At 71.5% G+C, this 13,611-nt stretch carries 12 protein-coding genes; 9 read left to right on the forward strand and 3 right to left on the reverse strand.

Annotated elements, in window-relative coordinates; genetic code table 11:
- Positions 1 to 52: 52 nt before the first annotated feature.
- The 7 genes from shc (at position 53) to J2N69_RS32845 (ending at position 7,996) form a co-directional block, all read left to right on the forward strand.
- Complete coding sequence (shc, locus tag J2N69_RS32815) at positions 53 to 2,065, forward strand: squalene--hopene cyclase (RefSeq protein WP_230903952.1); 2,013 nt, start codon at positions 53 to 55, stop codon at positions 2,063 to 2,065.
- Entirely contained in the window at positions 2,065 to 2,718 is a 654-nt protein-coding gene (locus tag J2N69_RS32820) for a phosphorylase family protein (protein WP_230903953.1), read from the forward strand. The genes shc and J2N69_RS32820 overlap by 1 nt, the downstream gene beginning before the upstream one ends.
- A 5-nt stretch (positions 2,719 to 2,723) precedes the next feature.
- On the forward strand, positions 2,724 to 3,746 hold the full coding sequence (gene hpnH / locus J2N69_RS32825) for an adenosyl-hopene transferase HpnH (RefSeq protein ID WP_230903954.1): 1,023 nt from the start codon (positions 2,724 to 2,726) through the stop codon (positions 3,744 to 3,746).
- A 48-nt stretch (positions 3,747 to 3,794) separates the two neighbouring features.
- Positions 3,795 to 5,714 (forward strand): 1-deoxy-D-xylulose-5-phosphate synthase, encoded by a 1,920-nt coding sequence (gene dxs, locus J2N69_RS32830; RefSeq protein ID WP_230903955.1) that lies wholly within the window; start codon positions 3,795 to 3,797, stop codon positions 5,712 to 5,714.
- Positions 5,711 to 7,114, forward strand: coding sequence for an aspartate aminotransferase family protein (locus J2N69_RS32835; protein ID WP_408056842.1), 1,404 nt, complete (start codon positions 5,711 to 5,713; stop codon positions 7,112 to 7,114). Before dxs ends, J2N69_RS32835 begins: the two co-directional genes overlap by 4 nt.
- An 85-nt stretch (positions 7,115 to 7,199) precedes the next feature.
- A complete protein-coding gene (locus J2N69_RS32840; protein WP_230903956.1) occupies positions 7,200 to 7,826 on the forward strand; it encodes a helix-turn-helix domain-containing protein in 627 nt (208 codons plus the stop codon).
- 53 nt (positions 7,827 to 7,879) lie between these two features.
- Positions 7,880 to 7,996, forward strand: a complete 117-nt coding sequence (locus J2N69_RS32845; protein ID WP_125518172.1) for a DUF6126 family protein — start codon at positions 7,880 to 7,882, stop codon at positions 7,994 to 7,996.
- A 36-nt stretch (positions 7,997 to 8,032) separates the two neighbouring features.
- Here the strand turns inward: J2N69_RS32845 and J2N69_RS32850 are convergent, their stop codons facing one another.
- Positions 8,033 to 8,857 (reverse strand): tyrosine-protein phosphatase, encoded by an 825-nt coding sequence (locus tag J2N69_RS32850; RefSeq protein ID WP_230903957.1) that lies wholly within the window; start codon positions 8,855 to 8,857, stop codon positions 8,033 to 8,035.
- A gap of 180 nt (positions 8,858 to 9,037) precedes the next feature.
- Here J2N69_RS32850 and J2N69_RS32855 point away from each other — a divergent pair, with 180 nt between their 5' ends.
- Both J2N69_RS32855 and J2N69_RS32860 read left to right on the forward strand, forming a co-directional pair.
- Entirely contained in the window at positions 9,038 to 11,125 is a 2,088-nt protein-coding gene (locus J2N69_RS32855) for an alpha-galactosidase (RefSeq protein ID WP_230903958.1), read from the forward strand.
- A gap of 169 nt (positions 11,126 to 11,294) precedes the next feature.
- Positions 11,295 to 12,101 carry an SGNH/GDSL hydrolase family protein gene (locus J2N69_RS32860; RefSeq protein ID WP_230903959.1) on the forward strand — a complete coding sequence of 269 codons (807 nt, stop codon included), beginning with the start codon at positions 11,295 to 11,297 and terminating at the stop codon, positions 12,099 to 12,101.
- 204 nt (positions 12,102 to 12,305) lie between these two features.
- Here J2N69_RS32860 and J2N69_RS32865 read toward each other — a convergent pair whose 3' ends face one another.
- Positions 12,306 to 12,920 carry a TetR/AcrR family transcriptional regulator gene (locus J2N69_RS32865; RefSeq protein WP_272595859.1) on the reverse strand — a complete coding sequence of 205 codons (615 nt, stop codon included), beginning with the start codon at positions 12,918 to 12,920 and terminating at the stop codon, positions 12,306 to 12,308.
- A gap of 48 nt (positions 12,921 to 12,968) precedes the next feature.
- Complete coding sequence (locus J2N69_RS32870) at positions 12,969 to 13,547, reverse strand: carboxymuconolactone decarboxylase family protein (RefSeq protein WP_230903960.1); 579 nt, start codon at positions 13,545 to 13,547, stop codon at positions 12,969 to 12,971.
- Between the last annotated feature and the right edge of the window lie 64 nt (positions 13,548 to 13,611).

A 13,611-nucleotide genomic window follows, 5' to 3' on the forward strand; every position in this document is an offset into this window, starting at 1 on the left:
TCGGCCGACGGCGGACCCAGAGCAGAGGAACCGACTGCACGAAGGGGAAGCCATGACAGCGACGACCGACGGAAGCACCGGAGCGGTGACGCCCCGCGCGGCCTCGGCCAGCCAGCCCAGCACCACGACCGCCACCACCGGTACGACCGCGGATACGCGTGACCTCGCCGCGCGCGCCATACACCGCTCCACCGACTTCCTGCTCTCCCGGCAGGACGCCGAGGGGTGGTGGAAGGGCGACCTCGAGACGAACGTGACGATGGACGCCGAGGACCTCCTCCTGCGGCAGTTCCTCGGCATCAGGGACGAGAAGACCACCCACGCCGCGGCGCTCTTCATCCGCGGCGAACAGCGCGAGGACGGCACCTGGGCCACCTTCTTCGGCGGCCCCGGCGAACTCTCCACCACCATCGAGGCGTACGTCGCGCTGCGCCTGGCCGGGGACCGGCCCGACGAGCCGCACATGGCGAAGGCCTCCGCCTGGGTCCGGGAGCAGGGCGGCATCGCCGCGAGCCGGGTCTTCACCCGCATCTGGCTCGCTCTGTTCGGCTGGTGGAAGTGGGACGACCTGCCCGAACTCCCGCCGGAAATGATCTACTTCCCCACGTGGGTGCCGCTCAACATCTACGACTTCGGCTGCTGGGCCCGGCAGACCATAGTGCCTCTCACCATCGTCTCCGCGAAGCGGCCCGTACGCCCCGCGCCCTTCGCGCTGGACGAGCTGCACCGGGACGCCGCCGATCCGAACCCGGTCAAACCAAAGGCCCCGGCGACCAGTTGGGACGGAGTCTTCCAGCGGCTCGACAAGGCCCTGCACGTCTACCACAAGGTCGCGCCCCGTCGGCTGCGCAAGGCCGCGATGAACAGCGCCGCCCGCTGGATCATCGAGCGGCAGGAGAACGACGGCTGCTGGGGCGGCATCCAGCCGCCCGCCGTCTACTCCATCATCGCCCTGCACCTGCTCGGCTACGACCTCGGCCATCCGATCCTGAAGGCCGGGCTCGACTCCCTCGACCGGTTCGCCGTGTGGCGCGAGGACGGCGCCCGGATGATCGAGGCCTGTCAGTCACCCGTGTGGGACACCTGCCTGGCCACCATCGCCCTCGCGGACGCCGGAGTGCCCGCAGACCACCCGCAGTTGGTCAAGGCCGCCGACTGGATGCTGGGCGAGCAGGTCGTGCGGCCCGGCGACTGGTCGGTGCGCAGGCCCGAACTGACCCCGGGCGGCTGGGCGTTCGAGTTCCACAACGACAACTACCCCGACATCGACGACACCGCCGAGGTCGCCCTCGCGCTGCGCCGGGTCGCGCACCCGGACCAGGAGCGCGTGGAGAAGGCGATCGAGCGCGGGGTGCGCTGGAGCCTCGGCATGCAGTCGAGGAACGGAGCCTGGGGAGCCTTCGACGTCGACAACACCAGTCCGTTCCCCAACCGGCTGCCGTTCTGCGACTTCGGCGAGGTCATCGACCCGCCGTCCGCCGACGTCACCGGGCACGTCGTGGAGATGCTCGCCGTCGAGGGCAGGTCCCACGACCCGCGCACCCGGCGCGGCATCGCGTGGCTGCTCGCCGAACAGGAGCCCAGCGGCGCCTGGTTCGGGCGCTGGGGCGTCAACTACCTGTACGGCACCGGCTCGGTGGTGCCCGCGCTGATCACGGCCGGGCTGCCCGCCGCCCACCCCGCGATCCGCCGCGCCGTGCGCTGGCTGGAGTCCGTGCAGAACGACGACGGCGGCTGGGGCGAGGACCTGCGCTCCTACCGCGACCGCGGCTGGGTCGGGCACGGCACCTCGACGGCGTCGCAGACCGCGTGGGCGCTGCTCGCCCTCCTCTCGGCGGGGGAGCGCGAGGCCGCGTCGGTGGAGCGGGGCGTGGAGTGGCTCGCCCGGACGCAGGCCGAGGACGGCTCCTGGGACGAGCCGTACTTCACCGGCACCGGCTTCCCCTGGGACTTCTCCATCAACTACCACCTCTACCGGCAGGTGTTCCCGCTCACCGCGCTCGGCAGATACGTCAATGGAGAACCGTTCGCGGGCGGCTCCGGTCACTTCGCCAAGGGGAGCTGATGGGCCCGGCCCCGGCTCGCCGGCCGGGCCCCGCACCGCTGCTGATCGCCTGCGCGCTCGGCATCGAGCGGCTCGCCCTGCGCACCGGCGACCGCAGCGGGGCCCCGGGAGTCATGACGGTGCTGCGCACCGGGATGGGCCCCCAGAACGCCGAGCGCGCCGTCAGCGGGGCGCTCGGCACCGAGCCGCTGCGGGACGCGGCCGTCCTCGCCACCGGGTTCTGCGCCGGGCTGGCGCCCGGCATGCACCCCGGCGACCTCGTCGTCGCCGAGGAGACCCGGGACGGGCGCGGCAGCACTCCCTGCACGGGAACCGCACTGCTGATCGAGGAGCTGGTGCGGGCGCTGCCCGGACGCACCGTGCACACCGGCCCGCTCACCGGCTCCGACCACGTCGTCCGTGGCCCCGAGCGCGGCGCGCTGCTGGCCACCGGGGCCATCGCCGTGGACATGGAGTCCGCCGCGACGCTGCACAGCGCGGCGCGCGCCGGGCACCGGCCCGTTGCCGCCGTCCGGGTGGTCGTGGACGCCCCGCAGCACGAACTGGTCCGCATCGGCACGGTGCGCGGTGGAATATCAGCGTTCCGCGTTCTCCGTGCCGTGCTTCCCGCGTTTTTCGAATGGCACCGTTCTTCTTTGCTCCCCCGGAGGTGAGCCAGATGGCCATGCCGCTGCGCCAGACCGTCAAGGTCGCTACGTATCTCTTGGAACAGAAGCTCCGCAAGCGCGACAAGTTCCCGCTGATCGTCGAGTTGGAACCGCTGTACGCGTGCAATCTCAAATGCGAGGGCTGCGGAAAGATCCAGCATCCGGCCGGGGTGCTCAAGCAGCGCATGCCGGTGGCCCAGGCCGTGGGCGCCGTCCTGGAATCCGGTGCGCCGATGGTGTCCATCGCCGGCGGTGAGCCGTTGATGCACCCTCAGATCGACGAGATCGTGCGGCAGTTGGTGGCGAAGAAGAAGTACGTTTTCCTGTGCACCAATGCCATGCTGCTGCGCAAGAAGATGGACAAGTTCAGCCCTTCGCCGTACTTCGCGTTCGCCGTGCACATCGACGGCATGCGGGAGCGGCACGACGAGTCCGTCGCCAAGGAGGGGGTGTTCGACGAGGCGGTGGCGGCCATCAAGGAGGCCAAGAAGCGCGGCTTCCGCGTCACCACCAACTCGACGTTCTTCAACACCGATACCCCGCAGACCATCATCGAGGTCCTGAACTTCCTCAACGACGAGCTGCAGGTCGACGAGATGATGCTCTCGCCCGCCTATGCCTACGAGAAGGCACCCGACCAGGAGCACTTCCTGGGCGTCGAGCAGACCCGCGAGCTGTTCAGGAAGGCCTTCGCTGGCGGCAACCGGCGCCGCTGGCGGCTCAACCACTCGCCCCTCTTCCTGGACTTCCTGGAGGGCAAGGCGGACTTCCCGTGCACCGCGTGGGCGATCCCGAACTACTCGCTCTTCGGCTGGCAGCGCCCCTGCTATCTGATGAGCGACGGCTACGTCCCGACGTACCGGGAGCTCATCGAGGACACCGACTGGAACAAGTACGGCCGCGGCAAGGACCCGCGGTGCGCGAACTGCATGGCGCACTGCGGTTACGAACCGACCGCCGTCCTCGCCACGATGGGGTCCCTCAAGGAGTCCCTCCGCGCCGCCCGCGAGACGGTCTCCGGACACCACGGGTGACGCCCGACGCCGCCGTGAGCTGAGAAGAACCAGAGAGGGGGCCCGAGCATGACCATTCTCGACACCATCCGGGGGCCGCGCGACCTGAAGGCACTCACCGAGGCCGAACTCGGCGAACTGGCCGCGGAGATCCGGGAGTTCCTCGTGCACGCGGTTGCCAGGACGGGCGGTCATCTCGGGCCCAACCTGGGGGTGGTGGAACTCTCCATCGCCCTCCACCGGGTCTTCGACTCACCCGTCGACCGCCTCGTGTGGGACACCGGCCACCAGACGTACGTACACAAGTTGCTGACCGGACGTCAGGACTTCTCCAAGCTGCGCGGAAAGGGCGGCCTCTCCGGCTACCCCTCGCGGGAGGAGTCCGAGCACGACATCGTCGAGAACAGCCACGCGTCCACCGCGCTCGGCTGGGCGGACGGCCTCGCCAAGGCGCGCCAGGTGCGCGGCCAGCGGGGCCACGTGGTGGCCGTCATCGGGGACGGCGCGCTCACCGGCGGCATGGCGTGGGAGGCGCTGAACAACATCGCCGCCGCCAAGGACCGCCCGCTGATCATCGTCGTGAACGACAACGAACGCTCCTACGCCCCGACCATCGGCGGCCTCGCCGACCACCTCGCGGCGCTGCGCACCACCGACGGCTACGAACGGGTCCTGGCCTGGGGCAAGGACGTGCTCCAGCGCACCCCCGTCGTCGGACAGCCGCTCTACGAGTCCCTGCACGGCGCGAAGAAGGGGTTCAAGGACGCCTTCGCCCCACAGGGCATGTTCGAGGACCTCGGGCTCAAGTACGTGGGGCCCATCGACGGGCACGACATGGGCGCCGTCGAGTCGGCGCTGCGACGGGCGAAACGCTTCCACGGGCCCGTCCTCGTCCACTGCCTCACCGAGAAGGGACGCGGTTACGAACCCGCGCTCGCCGACGACGCCGACCGCTTCCACACCGTCGGCGTCATGGACCCGCTCACCTGCGAACCCCTCGCCCCCGCCGTCGCGCCCTCCTGGACCTCGGTGTTCGGCGACGAGATCGTCCGCATCGGCGCCGAGCGCGCGGACGTCGTCGCCCTCACCGCCGCCATGCTGGAGCCGGTCGGTCTGAAGAAGTTCGCCGAGGCCTACCCCGACCGGGTGTGGGACGTCGGCATCGCCGAGCAGCACGCCGCGGTGTCGGCGGCGGGGCTCGCCACCGGCGGCCTCCACCCGGTCGTGGCCGTGTACGCCACCTTCCTCAACCGCGCCTTCGACCAGCTCCTGATGGACGTCGCGCTGCACCGCAGCGGGGTCACCTTCGTCCTCGACCGGGCGGGCGTCACCGGAGTGGACGGGGCCTCGCACAACGGCATGTGGGACCTGTCGATCCTCCAGGTCGTGCCCGGCCTGCGGATCGCGGCGCCCCGCGACGCCGAGCAGCTGCGGGCGCAGCTGCGGGAGGCCGTCGCGGAGGACGACGCGCCGACGCTGCTCCGGTTCCCCAAGGAGTCCGTGGGTCCCGCGATCCCCGCGCTCGGCCGGCTCGGCGGCATGGACGTGCTGCTGCGGGACGCCGACGCCTCCGCCACCGACGTACTGCTCGTCGCGGTCGGGGTGATGGCGCCGGTCTGCCTCCAGGCCGCCGAGCTGCTCCGGGCACGCGGCCTGCGCTGCACCGTCGTCGACCCGCGCTGGGTCAAGCCGGTCGACGCGGAGCTGCCCGGCCTCGCCGCGCGGCACCGCGTCGTGGCGGTCGTCGAGGACAACAGCCGGGCCGCCGGGGTGGGCGCCGCCGTCGAGCTGGCCCTGGGGGACGCCGAAGTGGACGTACCCGTACGGCGGTTCGGCATCCCCGAGCAGTTCCTCGCGCACGCCAAGCGGGGTGAGGTCCTCGCGGATCTCGGGCTCACGCCGGTCGAGATCGCGGGGCGGATCAGCGCCACACTGGCGGTCAAGGAGAGCGCGGGGGAGCAGCGCCCAGGCAAGGAGCACAGCGCATGACCGGAGCACAGCGCATGACCAAGGAGTTCGACCTCGGCCGCCTTCTCGCCGAACGAGGTGCCGAGCGGTACGAGCTGCACGCCCGGCACCTCAACCACCAGCTGCCCCGCATGCTGCACACCATCGGCTTCGACAAGGTCTACGAGCGGGCCGAGGGCGCGTACTTCTGGGACGCGGAGGGCAACGACTACCTCGACATGCTCGCGGGCTTCGGCGTGATGGGCCTCGGCCGGCACCACCCCGTCGTCCGCAAGGCGCTGCACGACGTCCTGGACGCCTCCCTCGCCGACCTCACCCGCTTCGACTGCCAGCCGCTGCCCGGCCTGCTCGCCGAACAACTGCTGCGGCACAGCCCGCACTTGGACCGGGTGTTCTTCGGCAACAGCGGCACGGAGGCCGTCGAGACCGCGCTGAAGTTCGCCCGGTACGCGACGGGCCGCCCCAGGGTGCTGTACTGCGCGCACGCCTTCCACGGCCTGACCACCGGGTCGCTCTCCGTCAACGGCGAGAGCGGCTTCCGGGACGGCTTCGCGCCGCTGCTGCCCGACACGGCGGTGCCGCTCGGCGATCTCGACGCACTGCGCGCGGAGTTGGCGCGGGGCGACGTCGCCGGGCTGATCATCGAACCCATCCAGGGCAAGGGCGTCCACGAGCCGCCGCCCGGATACCTGCGCGCCGCCCAGGAGTTGCTGCACCGGCACAAGGCGCTGCTGATCGCCGACGAGGTCCAGACGGGCCTCGGCAGGACCGGCGCCTTCTACGCCTACCAGCACGAGGACGGCGTCGAGCCGGACCTCGTCTGCGTCGCGAAGGCGCTGTCGGGCGGCTATGTGCCGGTCGGCGCCACGCTCGGCAAGGACTGGATCTTCAAGAAGGTCTACTCGTCGATGGACCGCGTGCTCGTCCACTCGGCGAGCTTCGGCTCCAACGCGCAGGCCATGGCGGCCGGCCTCGCGGTCCTCGCCGTCATGGAGGACGAGAAGACCGTCGAGAACGCCCGGACGACGGGAGAGCTGCTGAAGTCCCGGCTCGCCGCGCTGGTCGACCGCTATGAGCTGCTGAGCGAGGTGCGCGGCCGCGGCCTGATGATCGGCATCGAGTTCGGTCGGCCCAAGTCCCTCAAGCTGCGCGGGCGTTGGACGATGCTGCAGGCCGCCCGCAAGGGGCTCTTCGCGCAGATGGTCGTCGTACCGCTGCTCCAGAAGCACCGCATCCTCACCCAGGTCTCCGGGGACCACCTGGAGGTCATCAAGCTGATCCCGCCGCTGATCGTGGGGGAGCGCGAGGTGGACCGCTTCGTCGAGGCGTTCACCGCCGTCATGGACGAGGCGCACAGCGGCGGCGGGCTGATGTGGGAGTTCGGCAGGACGCTGGTGAAACAGGCGGTCGCCAATCGCTGAGGCCGGTTTCCGGAGCCTTTGCCTGAGCTTTTGCCTCTTAGGCAAGAAAATTGCCCGATAGGCAAGGCTCTGGCTCAATCGGTGTATGAGCCCTGCCGAGCCCGCCGAGCCGCCGGAGGCGGCCGAAGCGCTGCCCGCCGTCGCGCCCCAGCTGCGTGAGCTGCGCCGTCGCGCCTCCCTCACGCTGGAGGCCGCCGCGCGCACCGCGGGACTCTCGCCCGCCCACCTGTCCCGCCTGGAGACCGGGCAACGCCAGCCGTCGCTGCCGATGCTGCTCGCCCTCGCACGGGTCTACGGTACGACGGTCTCGGAACTGCTCGGGGAGACGGTCGCCGACCGGGACGCGGTCGTCCGCGCCGCGGACATGGAGCCGACCCGCGCGGGCGGCTGGACGTACTGGCAGGCGGGCGCCCCGGGCCGCGGCATGCAGGCGCTGCGCGTGCACGTCCCCTACGGGGCGCAGGGCGACATCGTGCGCGTCCACCCCGGCGAGGAGTGGCTGTACGTCATCGAAGGACGGCTGCGGCTCTCCCTCGGGGACACCGCGCACACCCTCGCGCCGGGGGACAGCGCGCACTTCGACTCGCTGACCCCGCACCGGATCGCCGCCACCGACCGGGGCGGCGCCGACCTCCTCTTCGTCCATACGTTGCTGCAGAGCCCCGCCACCGCGCTGTGCCTCGGCGGCCCCAGCCAGGGAGAACCGACATGACCGCATCCGAGCCGCAGGGACCCGCCCGACCGGAGCGGCCCGCCAAGAACACGATGGAGGAGAAGTTCCCGCGGGCGCTCTGGGTCCGGCTGATCATCTACGTGGCGGTCGGCCACATCTTCGCGGCCTTCGTCTACCTGCTGTTCGAACTGGGCGCACAGAACAAGTGACGGACCGCCTCGGTCGCGTCCGTCGCGTTAGGCGGCTCAGCTGACGAGGCGCTCGCGCAGCCGCTCACGCGTCCGCGGAGACACCTTGAGACCCTCCGCGAGATACGTGTCCGTGTCGCCCCAGGTCTGCTCGATCGTCTCGAAGGCCGCCGCCAGATACTCGGCGCGGGCGTCGAAGAGCGGGTTGAGCAGCTCCATGACCTCGGGGGACATCGCGTTCGGGGAGTCGCTCGTGCGGTGCACCTTGTAGCGGCGGTGCGTCGCGTTCGACTCCAGGTAGTCCGCCTCGATGGCGTCGCGCTCGACGCCCACGGCGAGCAGCGTGACCGCTATCGACAGGCCCGCGCGGTCCTTGCCCGCCGCGCAGTGCATCAGCGCCGGCACGCTGTCCTCGGCGAGCGCGTGCAGCACCTGGCTGTGCTCGGCCGTGCGCTCCTTGATGATCGTGCGGTACGAGGCCGCCATCCGCTCGGCGGCCCTGCCGTCGGAGAGGATCGCGCGCAGCTGGTCGAGATCGCCGTCGCGGACCATCTTCCAGAACTCGGCGCCGTCGGCCGGGTCGGTCAGCGGCAGGTTCACGTTGCGCACGCCGGGCAGCGCGACGTCAGGGCCTTCGAGGCGCTGGTCGGCGGCGTTGCGGAAGTCGAAGATCGTGTGCAGGCCCAGCGACGTCAGGAACGCCGTGTCGTCGGCGGTGGCGTGCGCCAGGTGGCCGCTGCGGAAGAGCCGCCCCGGGCGGACGCGGCGGCCGTCCACGGTCGGCAGTCCGCCCACGTCACGGAAGTTGCGCACGCCGGTCAGCCGGGGCTCTGACGGTTCCGACAGCTCTGCCGTCTCTGTCGGCGGGACCTGCTGGGTCACGGGCTCTCCTTCGCCTCTGCTGCCGGCGCGGCTCGCCGGAGGATGCGCCTTCGACGATACGACACGGCTGCCTGGGGCAATCACCCCTGCGCGGACGTTGCCCGACCTACGGGCGCCCGCGAAGATGTGCGTACACGCGCGGGCTTGTGCGTGTCCCGGGACCGGTTCTGTGGGGGTCTGATGATCGAGGTCGGCGCCGACGGTCGTACGTGGCTGTTGTCGGGCCCCACCAGCAGTTACGCCCTCCGGCTCACGGACCGGGACGAGCTGCTCCACCTGTACTGGGGCGCGCGGATCGCCCTGGCCGACGCCGAGGCCCTGGCGGCCGAGCCGCCACCCCCGGATCAGCCCTTCGAGGCACCGCTCGACGGGTGTGAGGAGTACCCCGTGGACGGCGGCCCCCGCTTCGTGCGGCCCGCGCTCTCCGTCCGTGACGACACGGTCCGGGGCACCGAGTGGCAGCACGCCGGATCGGCGGTGGACGGCGACGCGCTCCAGGTCCACTTCCGTGACCCGCTGCACCATCTGCGGATCACCCTCGCCTACCGGCTGCGCGGCGACGTCGTCGAACGGTCCGTACACCTCGCACATGAGGGCGGCCGCGGGGCGCGGCCGCTGGAGGTGCTGCGCGCCGACTCCGCGACCTGGACGCTGCCGTGGCGCGAGCGGTGGCGCCTGTCGCAGCTGCACGGCCGCTGGGCGGCGGAATCACGGCTGGTGCGCTCCGCCGTCACGTACGGCGAGAAGGTCATCGGCAGCAGGCGCGGGCACACCGGGCACCAACATCTGCCCTGGGTCGCGCTCGACGCCGAGGGGGCCACGGAGGAGCACGGGGAGGTGTACGGCTGCGCGCTCGCGTGGTCGGGGTCCTGGCGCATCGCCGTGCACCAACTGCCCGACGGCACCGTACAGATCAGCGGTGGGATGGGGCACGACGACTGCGGCGTCACCGTCCTGGAGCCCGGCGCGTCGATCGCCACGCCCGTCTTCGCCGGGCTGTGGAGCGGGGACGGCTTCGGCGGCGCCAGCCGGGCCTGGCACGCCTACCAGCGCGAGCACGTCATCCCGGACGCGGACACCGTACGGCCGGTCCTCTACAACTCCTGGGAGGCCACCGGCTTCGACGTCACCGAGGAGCAGCAGCGGGCGCTGGCCCGCAAGGCCGCGGCGCTCGGCGTCGAGCTGTTCGTCGTCGACGACGCGTGGTTCGGCGGCCGGGTGAGCGACCGGTCGGGGCTCGGCGACTGGACGCCCAACCCCGACCGCTTCCCCGACGGTCTCAAACCGCTCGCCGACGAGGTGCACGGGCTCGGCATGCGGTTCGGCATCTGGGTCGAGCCCGAGATGGTCAACCCCGACAGCGACCTCTACCGCGCCCACCCCGACTGGGTGCAGCACCAACCGGGCCGCCGCCGGGCCGAGTTCCGCAACCAACTGGTGCTCGACCTCTCGCGCGAGGACGTGCGCGCATACCTGTGGGACCGGCTCGACGCGCTCCTGACCGGCGCGCCCATCGACTTCGTCAAGTGGGACTTCAACCGCAGCTTCACCGACGCGGGCCGGCCGGGTGCGGCGGGGCCCGAGCCGTGGTGGGCCCATGGGCGGCATCTGTACGACCTGCTGGACCGGCTGCGCGCGGCGCACCCCGCCGTGGCCTTCGAGTCCTGCTCGGGTGGCGGCGGCCGGGTCGACCTCGGCATCCTCTCTCGCGTCGATCAGGTGTGGACCTCGGACAACACCGACCCGCTGGACCGGCTCGCCATCCAGCACGGTTTCAGCCAGCTGCACCCGGCGCGTGTGATGGCCGCCTGGGTCACCGACAGCCCCCACACACCGTTCAACGGCCGTGCCGGCTCGCTGCGGTTCCGGTTCGTGAGCGCCATGGCCGGGGTGCTCGGCATCGGCGCGGACCTGGCCCGGTGGAGCGAGAGCGAACTTGCCGAGGCGCGTGAGTGGGTGGATCTCTACAAGGAGATCCGGCCCCTCGTGCAACTCGGCGACCTCTACCGGCTCCGGCCGCCGGAGGGCGGTCTCAGCGCCGTCCAGTACGTTCGCGGCGACGAAGCGGTGGTCCTCGCCTGGCTCGGGGCGCAGGCCTACGGGGAGGAGCAGGCGCCGGTACGGCTGCGCGGGCTCGATCCGGCGGCGTCGTACGCGTGCCGGGACACGGGGGAGACGTACCGGGGCGCGGTGCTCATGCGGCGCGGGCTGCGAACCGGGCTCAAGGGGGATCTGGACGCGGGGGTGTTCCGGCTGCGGCGGGTGTGACGGGGGTGAGGGGTGTGACGGGTCTGAGGGGTGTGAAGGTCAGGAACGCCGGTGCGGGGCGGTGCTTATTCCGCCTTTGAATGAATCTTGACCGGTGGCTTATCTCACGCCCCGTCAACCCCTCCCTACGGTGGCGTAGGTCACTTAGGGAGGTGAAAGATGTGTCGTCGTGAGCGCAGAGTCGACAACCTTCATCAGTCCCCCCATCAGCAACGGCGTATTCAGCTCCTACGCAGCGGTCGGCGACAGCTTCACCGAAGGCGTGGGTGACCCCGGCCCCGACGGCACGTTCGTCGGGTGGGCCGACCGCCTCGCCGTCCTGCTGGCCGACCGGGTGCCCGAGCACTCGTTCCGGTACGCCAACCTCGCCGTGCGCGGCAAGCTTCTCGACCAGATCGTCGCGGACCAGGTGCCGCGCGCCAAGGAGCTGGCCCCCGACCTCGTGACCTTCTGCGCGGGCGGCAACGACATCATCCGTCCCGGCACCGATCCCGACGAGGTGGCCGAGCGCTTCGAGCGGGCCGTCGCCGATCTCTCGTCGGCGGTCGGCACGGTCATGGTGACCACCGGGTTCGACACGCGGGGCGTCGCCGTGCTCAAGCATCTGCGCGGCAAGATCGCCACGTACAACATGCATGTGCGGGCGGTCGCCGATCGCTACGGCTGCCCCGTCCTCGACCTGTGGTCCCTGAAGACCGTGCAGGACCGCCGGGCCTGGGACGGCGACCGGCTCCACCTGTCCGCCGAGGGGCATACGCGCGTGGCGCTGCGTGCCGCGCAGGTGCTCGGCCTGGAGGTGCCGGCCGACCCCGACCAGGCGTGGCCGCCGCTGCCGCCCCGCGGTGCGCTGGACTTGCGGCGGGACGACATCCACTGGGCGCGGGAGTATCTGGTGCCGTGGATCGGGCGGCGTATCCGGGGGGAGAGCTCGGGGGACCATGTGGCGGCGAAGCGGCCGGATCTCTTGCCGCTTTAGCGCTCCGCTGGGTGGGCGGGGCTGGGGGTGGGGGCAGGGCTTGGGGGTCGGGTGCGGGCTGGGGGTGGTTGCTCGCGCAGTTCCCCGCGCCCCTTGAGGGGCGGTGGGTGGTCTCGGTTTGTCGGGTGCGGGCTGGGGGTGGTTGCTCGCGCAGTTCCTCGCGCCCCTTAAGGGGCGGGGCAGGGGCGGGGCAGGGGCGGGGGGTTATGCCGTTGTCAGTTGGGTGGGGTGGAGGCCCAGTTCGCGGGCCAGGGCCTCGTCCGTCCAGGTGCGGGCCAGGGCGCGGGGGAGTGCGCCCTCGTACGCCGTCATCTGGACGGCCAGGCCGTCCAGGAGTGCCGTGAGGCGCAGGGCCGCCCCCATGGGGTCCGGGCAGTGGAACTCGCCCGCGGCCGAGCCCTCCGCGATGACCTCCGCCAGCGCCGCCTTCCACTGGCGGTCGAGGTCACGGGTCACCGCGCGTAGCGTCGGCTCCCGCAGGGCCGCGGACCAGCCCTCTATCCACAGCCGCCAGCCCTTGGCCTGCGCCGTCGGCGCGTACCACCGCACGGCCGCGCGCAGCCGCCGCAGCGCCGAGGTGCGGCGGCCCAGCAGTTTGCGCAGCCGGGTCAGATCGCGCCGCGCGGCGTGCTCGAAGGCCGCGGCGACCAGCTTCTCCTTGGACGAGAAGTGGTACAGCACCAGCGCGTTGCTCACCCCGAGGGCGGCCGCGACGTCCGCTATCCGTACGGCCGCGACGCCCCGCAGCTCGATCTGTTCGACGGTCGCGACGAGCATCTCCGCCCGCCGCTCCGCCACGCTCAACCGCACCCCAGTCACGCGGTGCACCCTACCCAGACCCGCCGACCATGCCCGGACCGCACGGACTCACCGGGCATCGGCACGCGGCAGATCGCCCAGGTCGCGCAGGTCGCAGGAGTCCTTGAAGCCCTGGCTGGTCAGGCCCAGCGCCGAGTTGAAGCGGGAGCGGTAGTTCTCCACGGCGACCATCGCGGTCAGTTCGACGAAGGCGGGCTCACCGAGGCGTTCGCGCAGCCGGCCGGCGAGGGCGTCGTCGACGGTGGGCGGGTTCGCGGTCACCGCCTCCGCGTACTCCATCACGTCACGCTCCAGCGGGGTGTAGGCGTCACTGTCCCGCCAGACGGGCACGTCCCGCAGCTTCCGGGCGTCCATGCCGCGCCTGTGCGACTCCCAGAACCCGAAGTCCATGCACCACGAGCAGCCGATCGAGGCGGCCGACGCCATCACGGCGAGTTCCTTGAGGTCGGCGTCCAGCTTGTTCCACTTGGCCACGCCCTGCTCGAAGCGGAGGTACGTCCACAGCGCCCGCGGGTTGTGGGCCATGGCCTTGCCGGGGTCGAGGACCTTGCCGTAGGTCCGCTTCGAGTACCACTCCATGAGGCGGTAGAAGAGCGTGCGGCGAGGGGCGAGCGAGACGCGGGCCATGAGGGCACCTCCGGTGTCATGATCCGGCGACGGTCACCGGATCACTCATGCGACGGATCGAGCT

The organism is Streptomyces huasconensis (assembly GCF_021028635.1).
Classification (GTDB): Bacteria; Actinomycetota; Actinomycetes; order Streptomycetales; family Streptomycetaceae; genus Streptomyces; species Streptomyces huasconensis.